The sequence below is a fragment of the Deltaproteobacteria bacterium genome, from assembly GCA_016210005.1.
GTDB lineage: Bacteria > Desulfobacterota > Binatia > HRBIN30 > JACQVA1 > JACQVA1.
Genome location: JACQVA010000114.1, coordinates 19,469 through 28,254 on the forward strand (window position 1 = coordinate 19,469; position 8,786 = coordinate 28,254).

Genomic DNA, 8,786 nt, shown 5'->3' on the forward strand with positions numbered 1-8,786 from the left:
AGTTGACGATTGATGCGCTGTTGTGGGTAGGTAAGTAAGTAATTGCAGTCTGCGAGGATTAACTTGACTCGCACTTTATCTTCATGGTACGGGAGCACGCTTTATGTATTGGGCACCGCTCGGCGTTGGTTGAACGAAGGTACAACCGCTCGTCGATGTAGAGAGCAACTGGCCGGTAAGGTGGCGGTGCCGCATTCAGGAGGGGACCGATGCAGGCATGGTATTACCACGCATGTCATCACCGCCGGATGCACACCCACCGGCAGTGCAAGTATAGCCGCAGCTTGCCGCGCCATCTCAGCCGGCCTCAAGACGGGGCGGACGGGAAGATCTATCATGCTCGTCGCTAAAGTGGCTGAGCGTCGCATTAGCGGGGACAGCGCCCACCCGCCAAGTTCGGTCCCGGGCGCAGTCCTTCGGAGCCGCCTCTCGGGTACCAGACTCGTCGGCCGAGAGCGTGAGATAGCCTCCCTTTCAGCGGCAACAACCGAGGCCTTCGCGGGCTCGGGGCGGATTGTGTTCCTCAGCGGCGAACCGGGCGTCGGCAAGAGCGCTCTGGCTATGAGCACAGCTCGGGAGGCGCAGCGCCAGGGTGCGTGGATCAGCTATACTCGCGGCTGGAGCGGCGACCGGCTCATCCCCTTCTCCCCTTGGTACCGCATCCTGGCGGCGGTAGACGCTGACCTCCTCCCGCCAGAGCTTGGCGCCACCTACCTTAGCTTGCAGCAGCTACTGGCCGACTCCGCGCAAGTGGCGGGTGCCGGAATTGGTTCGGGCGCCCGCGACAAGCAGCCGGAGCGATGCGGCGAAAATACCGCCCCTGGCGTTTCCGCTCGCCTGATCTCGTTCTTCAGGAAGCTGGCTCGCCTGCGCCCCGTGTGCCTCGTGTTCGACGATTTGCAGCTAGCCGATCCGGCTTCACTGGCCGTGATCGCACAGCTCAGCGACCACATCCCGGCGACCAGGCTGCTGGTACTCGGCGCGTATACCACCGCGGAGCTAGCGGCCGTGCACCAGTTGCGTGATCTTCTGACCGAGCTCGCTCGCCATCCAGCCGCCGAGTGGCTAACGCTAGGCCCGCTGGCGCCGCGAGACATTGCTCGCCTCATTGAGCACGCCATCGGCAAGCGGCCGTCTGGGCCGCTGGTAGCAGCAATTTACCGGCGAACTGACGGGAACCCCTGGCTAGCCATCGAACTCATCAATTTTCTGCAATCGCACGGCGGCAGCACCGAGCAGGCGGCTTCGACCTGTCCCGTACCGGAATGTGTTCGCCAACGCGTTCGCGGCTGGCTTGCCAGGCTTTCCTCGTCGTGTCAGCGCACCCTCTACTCTGCTAGTGTCATGGGCGCTCGCTTCCACCCGTCCGAGCTTGCGGTGGTTTCCGGCTTGGAACCACAAGTGGTCTCGACAGCTGTAGCTGAAGCCATGGCGGCGGGGCTGATCGCTGCGGAGGTGGATGGCGCCGGCCGATACCGGTTTATCCACGGGTTAGTTCGCGACGCGATTCACGAGCACCTGCCGCACAGCCAACGCCTTGAAGCGCGCAACGATCTGCCCAAAGGCGGGCCTGCGACCACGCAGAAGCACGAAAGCGTCTTTCGCCGAGAAGGGCAATACTGGACGATCGTGTTCGGAGGACAAGTGGTCCGGCTGCGAGACACAGCGGGACTCCGCTACATCAGTTACCTGATTCGGCATACTGGCCAAGATGTGCACGTGATCGAGCTCGTCGGTGCACGTGGTAACGGCAATGGTACCTGTGCTGCGCCGGCCGTGCCCCCTAACCCGGCCCAACTCGCCGCCGAAGGGCTCCAGTTCGGCTGGGGCAATGGCAACGGGGTCGTGCTCGACACCGCCGCAAAGGCTGCCTACCAGCGCCGCCTTACCAGCCTGGATGAGGATCTCGAAGAGGCGCGCCGGTGCAACGATACCGGGCGCATCGCCGTGGTGCAGCGGGAGATGGATTTCCTATTGTCACACCTAGCCGGGGCTCTGCGTGAAGATGGCCGCAGCCGCGGCACAAACTCCGCCGCCGGGCGGGCGCGCGTGAATGTATGCAACAGCATCTCGGCAACGATAAAGACGTTGCGCGAGCACTTGCCGGCTTTGGCGCGCCATTTCGCCAACAGCATCCGAACCGGCATCCTCTGCCGCTACAGCCCAGGCGGCGCCAGCCCTTGGAATACCTGATCTCGTACCGAGTCGCTTGGCACATTGTTGCGCCGATTCCAACAACTGTTGCCCCTCTCCCAACGCCCAAACCATGCCGGATTTGCTGGCGAGGAAATACTTACCGTGGGCGTAGCCCACCCAGAACGGAGGGGTATATGACTCGATCAGATCGATTTCTCTCGTTGTTAGCGTTGTCGTTGCTGGCGGCGTTGATCAGCCCCGGATGCGCGGTGCGGCAGCACCGCGGGGAAACTCCGGTCACGGTCGAGCTACTCGATACTTCCGGCGTTCGGCCCCGTCGCGTTGAGAACGTCGAGGTGGGGGACTCGCTCTCGCTGGCGTTGAGCGGGCTGGCGCCCCGGCAGGGAGTCGAGATTCACCTGAGTGACGATACCCGCCGGCTCTGGTCCTACGCCCGGCTCTACGCCGACGGAGACGGGAGGATCGCGCCCACTCTGTTTTGGTACCAGAGTGGGGTCGTCGGCACGGGATCGCGATCGAGGCGGCAAGCGCCAGAAACGGGCTTCGTTACTTTCCGAGAGGCGGAGGAGTATTTCGCCCGCCATCCGCTGCAACTCAGGGTTCGCAGCGTGGACACGCGCACGCTTCCGAGAGGACAGGGCGCGGGCGAAAACCCAAGACCGACCAGCGCCCTCACCGCGTGGCTGCCCTGGAACAAGCCCTCCTCGCGTATCCTCTGGAAAGGCGGGTTCTCTGTCCGGCCCCGCAAGTCACCCGCGCTGTATCCCTCCGATGCCAATGGCGTGCTGATGAACGCTGTCGAGGCCGCCAAAGAGGATCTCTACGTGACCGGCACCAACTTTCCTGCCGGCTCCACTGTCCACCTCTTTGCCGTACCGAATCAGTACGCCTGGAAGATCGGAGACGCGCTACAGGATCGGACCGGCAAGTTGGGCAAGGCTGAGATCGAGGTGGTTCAGCTTCAAGGAAACGAGACCGGCTTTACCCGGAAGGTCTGGGATCACGCCAACGCCCAACCGGGCGCCTACGACGTAGTAGCCAAGATCGGAATGAGCCAGGACCCTCCGGTCCTTCAGCCCAATGACGTGCTCTCGTTCAGCGGCGACACCGGCGTCATTCTCTACATCATCACACCCGAGGGCCACGTTGTTATCGAGTCCGCCGGGCGCAAAACTGTTCCTGACGAACAGCCGTATTTCGTGTTCTCCAACAAGTTTCGGTTGGACGACACGGTTTGGGGTGCTGTCGACCCGATCGACGTACCGCCCGGTCATACCGGCGGCACGTTTGCTGCCCACTGGGTGGTCAAGCACCGGTCCAAGAGCGAGTGGGACAACTCCGTCCAAACCGCACTGCAAGACGTCACCGAAGCTAACGACCCCGAGGTTCACCAAGTAAAGTACTCGTGCGTCAACGGGACGATGGAGGCCCTTTGGCATAAGGCCGGGATGTTAGGCGGAACGACGCCCCAGACCAACCTCATCGAGAACTACGATGTGGTCGTCGATTTCGGCGGCCCGCCGGCAGACGACCAAGCCTCTTTCGTCAGCAATAACATGTATGACAAAGGGACGGATTTCCTCGACGGCTACGACAAGCCGGGGTTCGTGGTTTGCAAGCCGGGGGGTACTCCGGATACTGATGGAGACGGCATCGCCGATGCCTGCGACAACTGTGTTCAGGTCGCTAATCCAGGCCAGGAAGACTCGGATGCGGGTGGCGTTGGCGATGCCTGCGACAATTGCATCGATGAGGCCAACCCGGACCAGCTCAACACGGAGTGCACGGCAACCTGCGATGCCTCCCACCCGCAGTGCTGCGGCAACAAAGTCGGCGACGTATGTGATCCCTGCCCCGACATGCATCCCGACAGCTGCGACAAAGACCGCTCCGGCGGGAGTACCGTCGGCCCGTCGGGCGGTTGGGTCTCCACTCCCGCAACCGATAGTGCCAATTGCTTCTATGCCGACGTTCCTCCGGGGGCAGTGACTCAACTGACCAGCCTCTCGCTGACGACAGGGTCCTCGACGACTGACATAACGCTGACCTCTTCATCGGCCCCAGCGAACAAGGTGTACAACTTGAGCCTCAGGCCAAACATGCACTTCCAGCAGCCGGTCACCGTGTACCTGTGCTGGGACGATCAAGACGACAACGGCAAGCCGGATGGCAAGAACTATCTCGAGACAAACCTGGTGCTCAAGCAAGCTGGCAAGTCGTTTGGTTTGTACGGGTTTGACGCAGCCGGACCATTTCCGTGTAGTTTCCATACGGCCGGAACCGGAAACGGCTGCGAGAAAGTGAATGACGGCGAAGTGGTAGCCAACTGTGCTGATGCGCCCGGGACGGGCAAGTCGACCGTGGCGGGCTGCTGCGATCCCGACTCGAACACGTGGGTTTTCCAAACCTGCGATTTCTGATCGCGCAAACCGTCGGCAAAGCGCGAGAGCGGGGGCGGTAGGGACAACGACCTCAGGCGTTAGTCGCTGCGGCGTCTGTAAGCGAAGCCACTCCCGGCGGCGGACCGGTGCTCAGTGACGAACGAAGCGTCGCAGCGCCTGGCGCATGGGGGCGTCACCGAGCAGCCAGGCGCCTGGCAGGGCGACGGCTGTGAATAGGGCTGCGCCCCCGACCAGTGTGAGCGGCGCCGTGCCGGCGGCGCCGGTGTGCGCGCCGATCGTGAAGCGAACAACCACCGCAGCGACGGCGGCGACAGCGGCGGCCCGGGCCGCCGTCCCGAACAGCGCGGACAAGTCAGGCGCCCCATGCAGCCGGCGGGCAAGTAAGAGCGTGGCGAGGGCATTGGTGCTCATACCGATGGCGCCGGCGGCTGCCAGGCCGAGCACGCCGAAGCGTTGGCCGACGGCGAGATACAGCGGGATGGCGGCTAGCGCAACCGTGGTGCCGAGCAGCATCGGCCGCCAGGTGTCGCCGCGGGCGTAGAAGGCGCGCGCGGCGATCTGTTGTGTTATCCAGGCCGGCACCGCTGTCGCCAGCACCGCCAAGATCGCGGCCACCTGCGTGGTGTCGGCGCTGCCGAAGGCGCCGCGCTGGTAGATCACCTGCACCAGCGGTGTCGCCAGCGCGAAGAAGGCGCCGGCACCCAGCCATGCCAGCGCCAGGCCCGCTTGCAGCGTGCGCAACATCATTTGATTGAGTTCGTCGCGCCGCTCCTCCGCCCACAGCCGCGCCAGTAGCGGCAGCGCCGCGGCTGCCAGGGCTTGACCGACAACCGCCACCGGCACCTGCATCAGCCGGCGCGCGTAGCCAAGATGGGCCACCGTGCCCGGCGCCAACAACGCCCCGAACCAACGCTCATACCACTCGTCAACCGTGAGCAGGGTCTGCCCGAACATCAGTGGCGCCGCCACCACGAGGTAGGCCAGAAAGACCCGATCGCCGGGCGCCAGCCGCAGGCGCAGGCGCACGCGGCCGCGGGCGTCCCACAGCGGCGCCGCAAACGGCCCCAGCACCGCGCCGATCAGTGCGCCCCAAGCAAACCCTTCCACCCCCTGTTGCAGCCGCGGCGCCAGCAGCAGGCCGCCGGCGATGATGCCGCCGTTGTACAACACCGGCGCGATCGCGGCCGCGCCGAAGCGCTGGCGCGCCAGTAGCGTGGCATTGACGATGCCGCCGGCGATGAAGAACACCTGCGCCGGCAGCACAATGCGCGTAAGCCGGACCGTGAGCGCCCGGGTCGCCGGATCAAAGCGCGGAAACTGCACCGCAATCAGCGGCTCGGCCCACCACCACAGCACCGCCGTGGCCAGCGCGGCGATGGTGCCGAGTGTTCCCAGTACCGTCGCGCACAGATGATCGGCCGCCGCTTGCTCGCCACGCGCCAGCAGCCGGGTGTACAGCGGCAAGAAGGCGATGGAGAGCGCGCCGCCGACGAGCAAGTAGTTCAACAGATCGGGCAGTTGAAAAGCAGCATAGTAGGCATCGGTAGCCGCCCCCGCCCCCGCGCGGTAGGCGAGCACCATCTCGCGGGCGTAGCCGAGCACTCGCGACAGTAGCACGCTCGCCGCCATCAGCAGCGCCGCCACGCCCAGCCGCGTCCGTTCCGCGGCCTTTGTCACCTCGCCCTGCACTACCGGCCCTCCTGCGCGCGTTTATGCCCGATCAGCGCGCCGAAGCCCACCGCAGCGCTGCCCGGCGGGCTGGCGGCCGCCTGTATCCGGGCTGCGCGCAGCCGGTCTCCAACACGGCAAAATGCCGAGCTGATCCATTGACTGCTGCCGGCAGCGGCGTAAGCTCGCCGCAATCCAACTGCGGGGGTGAAGCATGAAGCTGTACGATTTCGCCATGGCGCCGAATCCGAAACGGGTGCGAGTCTATCTCGCGGAGAAGGGGCTCAGTGTCCAACTCGAACAGGTGGACATTGTCTCGGGACAAACCCGCTCGCCCGAGTTTCTCAAGAAGAACCCGTTGGGGGGCTTGCCGGTGTTGGAACTCGATGACGGCACGTTCTTGCCCGAGTCTTTGGCGATCATGGAGTACTTCGAGGAATTGCACCCCGAGCCGCCGATGATCGGCACCACTCCGCTCGAGCGCGCGCGGGTACGGGCGCTCGAGCGGATCGCCGAGCTGGGGGTGTTATCGAACGTGGCGGCGGTGTTCCAGAACACGCACCCGCTGATGGCCGGGCGGCTGAAGCAGTCGGCCGAGGCCGCGGAAAACGCGCGCGGACGGCTGGCCAGTGTACTGAAAATGCTCGATGCCGAGATCGGCAGCCGCCCGTTTGTGGCCGGTAATCGCCCGTCGATTGCCGACTGTACACTGCTGGCGGCGCTCGATTTCGCCGAGTTGGCCGCGCTGCCGATTGATCCCGCGCGTACCAACGTGGCGCGTTGGTACGCCGCGTTCAAGCAGCGCCCGAGCGCGTCGGCGTAAACGGCTGCGCAAGAGCACATTGGCTATGCCTGGCTGCCGGGTGAATCCCGGGGCGTGGGCGCCGGAGGTCCGTCAGAAACTGCCCGCGCTAAGGCTCTCGAAGCGTGCTCTCCGCCTTCTTCAGCAGACTGTCAGATCTCGCAGGCCCATTGGAGCAACTATTGACGGCAAACGTGCAGAGGCGGGTCAGCCCGGTGGCGTACAAGATGCGGGGAGAGCGCCTGGTCCTGAATCCCGATTATCTGGGCTCAGGACAGCAGCAGGCCGACCCCCGTGCCCAGCGCCAGCAACACAAAAGCACGCAGCGTGTTGAGCTGCGCCGGAATTACGTGGGCCGTCGTCTCTGGGCATGCCAACAGGGTGCGACTAGCCACGCTCGCCGGTGGTAGGCCGAGTGCACCAAGCCACACACCCCACGGCAAACCGAATAGCGGCAACAACGCCAGGGTGACGAAAGCTGCGCTCACTAGGATTGTGAAGACACGGCTGGCGCGCTGGCGCCCGAGCTGCACCACCAGCGTGCGCTTGTTCGCCGCTCGGTCCGCACGGTAGTCGGGAAATTCGTTGACCCACAGAAAGGCGGCAATCATCATCCCGAGCGGCAGCGCGACCAGCACCACTGCGGTTGTGATACGGCCGCGTTGCACCAGATACGTTCCGGCGCAGATCAGCGGCCCGTAACACAGGCCCACCGCGAACTCGCCTAGGCCGCGGTACGACAAACGAAGCGGCCGCGCGTGGTAAAAGTACGCACACGCCACTCCGACGACGCCCAGAACCAACACCGCCGCTTCCCGTCCCACCGCTATCGCCAAGCCAATTGCGATGCCCAGTGCATAGCCAACAACCGCGATGTCGACCGTCTGGCGCCGTGTCAGCAGCGCCTCGACCAGCACGCGTTTCCCACCCGAGAACGGGCTGCGGTCTTCCGCCTCCACAGCCAAGTCGGTGCCGGAGTCGAAGTCCACCACCTCACCCGAGGCGTTCTTCGCCACCTCGATGCAGAAGATCCCCAACACCGTCAGCGCCAGCCAGCCGATCATCAGGTGGCCGTCGCCCGCGGCGGCGCAGGCACCGAGAAACATCGAACTGAACGAGGCCAGCGAGATCTTCGGGTCAGCCAACCGCCAAATGCCGGCACTAATGTGGCTCATGGCAGAAGAGGCTCCACGCCCGTCATACTGCCTGATGCGGCGGACACCAGACAATGGGGACAAAGGCCTTCCTGGGGACCCATCTGGGGGGACATAGTTCGGAAGACCAAACCATAGCCCCACTGCGCCCTCCGTCGCGCCGTCTGCGCTGGATTTTCGCCGACCGAGATCCTGGTGGTGCCCCCGACGGCGGCGCGGTGAGCATCGGCGGGGCCGAGCACTATCTCCTCCTGTGGGGCCACGGGACACTCACACCCGCGCCGTTGAGGCTTGCTGGCAGTCAGGCGCAGGCAATGATGGCCCCTCGCAGCAGTTAGCCCGACCGCCGGCGACTTGGGGTGAGCGCCAAGGGGTGTGCGACAGATTTGTGGGTAGCGTGCAGCCGACCGGGCAAGTCCTCACCAGTCTTACAGTACTGTGTACTGTCAGGCCGACGGAGGCCCATGGCCGAAAGGGACGCAATTTGTCATTCCCGCGAAAGCGGGAATCCACGGCGCCGGCTCGCTACGACCCGCCAAACGCCAAACTGGATTCCCGCTTTCGCGGGAATGACGGCCATAACACCGAACCACGTTACCCACG

General features: G+C 64.6%; 5 protein-coding genes. 3 read left to right on the forward strand and 2 right to left on the reverse strand.

Annotation, left to right across the window (positions count from 1 at the left end; all coding sequences use genetic code 11):
- The first annotated feature begins 336 nt into the window (after nt 1-336).
- Both HY699_10965 and HY699_10970 read left to right on the forward strand, forming a co-directional pair.
- A complete protein-coding gene (locus HY699_10965) occupies nt 337-2,193 on the forward strand; it encodes an AAA family ATPase (protein MBI4516321.1) in 1,857 nt (618 codons plus the stop codon).
- 173 nt (nt 2,194-2,366) lie between these two features.
- A complete protein-coding gene (locus tag HY699_10970; GenBank protein MBI4516322.1) occupies nt 2,367-4,577 on the forward strand; it encodes a hypothetical protein in 2,211 nt (736 codons plus the stop codon).
- Nucleotides 4,578-4,688: 111 nt separating this feature from the next.
- Here HY699_10970 and murJ read toward each other — a convergent pair whose 3' ends face one another.
- Nucleotides 4,689-6,236, reverse strand: coding sequence for a murein biosynthesis integral membrane protein MurJ (gene murJ / locus HY699_10975; GenBank protein MBI4516323.1), 1,548 nt, complete (start codon nt 6,234-6,236; stop codon nt 4,689-4,691).
- 205 nt (nt 6,237-6,441) lie between these two features.
- On the opposite strand from murJ, the gene HY699_10980 reads away from it, so the two are divergent.
- On the forward strand, nt 6,442-7,050 hold the full coding sequence (locus HY699_10980) for a glutathione S-transferase family protein (GenBank protein ID MBI4516324.1): 609 nt from the start codon (nt 6,442-6,444) through the stop codon (nt 7,048-7,050).
- Between the two features lie 248 nt (nt 7,051-7,298).
- Here the strand turns inward: HY699_10980 and HY699_10985 are convergent, their stop codons facing one another.
- The gene (locus HY699_10985; GenBank protein ID MBI4516325.1) at nt 7,299-8,204 is read right to left on the reverse strand and encodes a prenyltransferase; all 906 of its coding nucleotides are present in this window, start codon (nt 8,202-8,204) and stop codon (nt 7,299-7,301) included.
- Between the last annotated feature and the right edge of the window lie 582 nt (nt 8,205-8,786).